Here is a 1,367-nt window from a genome sequence, read left to right on the forward strand (position 1 = left end):
GGGTGGCCGCCGCCCAGAACCGCTCCCGATCCGCCGCCGCCTCCAGCACCAGGAAGCCCCAGCCCTGCGCGAAACCGGCCGAGGGCGCCCGGACCGCATGGTCCAACAGCCGGTCCACCACCTCCGGCGGAACCGGGCGGTCCGGGTCGTAGTTGCGGACCATCCGACGCCGCCGGACCACCTCGGCGAACTCCATGCTCAGACCCCGGGCCGCAGGCCCCAGACACCCCGCCAGCTCGCCCCCGGCTTCAGCGTGATCAGATCCTTGCCGGACCGGAACGCGTCCGCCGGACAGGTCATCGGTTCCACCGCCACCGAACGGCGGAACCGCTCGCCGGTCAGGGTGTCCCCCGTGTAGACCTGCCACCAGCCGAACTCCCGGTCCGCCCAGATATGCAGCGCCGCCGAGCCGTCCGGAGCGGTCAGCGTCACCGCCGACCCGCCGTCGTCGTCCCGCACGACGTCACCGAAGGCCAGATCGAGCACCGCGTCGCCGATCGGCCGGGGCTCGGTGAAGTCGTACTCGGTGCCGGCCACCGCGGTCGCGCCGACCGGCAACAGCCGGGCGTCCAGCAGCACCCGGGAACGGCCCGGCACCCGCAGCAACGTCTGGTCCACCGGCACCCCGGGCAGACGCAGGTACGGGTGCACGGAGAAACCGAACGGCGCCGCCTCCGCGCCGGTGTTGGTCACCTCGTGCTCGGCCCGCAGGCCGTCCGCGCCCACGCTCCACCGGCTGCGCAGCCGCAACGCCCACGGGTACCCGGGCTGCGGCGGCAGGTCGTACCCGATGGTGACCGCGTCCGCCGACTCCTCCAACAGCTCCCAACGGACCCAGTTGACCAGGCCGTGGATCGCGGTGTGCCGGGACGGCTCGGACAGGTCGAGCTGCAGGGACCGCTCCCCGAAGGTGTACGCCCCGTCCCGGATCCGGTTCGGCCACGGGGCCAGCACCTGACCCGCCGAACCCGGGCAGACCTCGTCCGCCGCGTACCCGTCGACGAGGTCGACCCCCGCACACCGGTACGACCGCAGCCCACCGCCGACCTCGACGATGACCGCCTCGTGACCGTCGGCGGCGATGGTCCACTGTGCACCCGAGGGCGGGCGCGGCACGTCGTTCTCCATGCCGGTGACCTTATCCCCCGGTCCCGGCGCAGCGCCGGACCGGTGCGCCACCGTCCCACCTGACGGCGCGGCTTTCGCCCTGGTCCACCCGCCCTCCGGGAAAGCCCCGCGACCGGCGGCTCAGTCCCGGGCGGCGACCCTCGCCACCCGGTAGCGCAGCAGCGCCGGGAAGATCGCCACCAGCAGCACGGCGAGCACCGCGGCGGCCAGGCCGCCACCGACCCAGGCCACCCCCGAGC

At 74.4% G+C, this 1,367-nt stretch carries 2 protein-coding genes; both read right to left on the reverse strand.

Features of this window, described 5'->3' with window-relative positions:
• Positions 1–196: nitroreductase family protein (locus tag E1166_RS30555; RefSeq protein ID WP_207914671.1), on the reverse strand; the 196-nt coding region annotated here is incomplete at its 3' end.
• A gap of 2 nt (positions 197–198) precedes the next feature.
• Positions 199–1,128: an aldose 1-epimerase family protein gene (locus tag E1166_RS30560; RefSeq protein ID WP_132343258.1), complete on the reverse strand. Its 930-nt coding sequence runs from the start codon at positions 1,126–1,128 to the stop codon at positions 199–201.
• Between the last annotated feature and the right edge of the window lie 239 nt (positions 1,129–1,367).

This window comes from Micromonospora sp. KC213, assembly GCF_004348325.1.
GTDB lineage: Bacteria > Actinomycetota > Actinomycetes > Mycobacteriales > Micromonosporaceae > Micromonospora.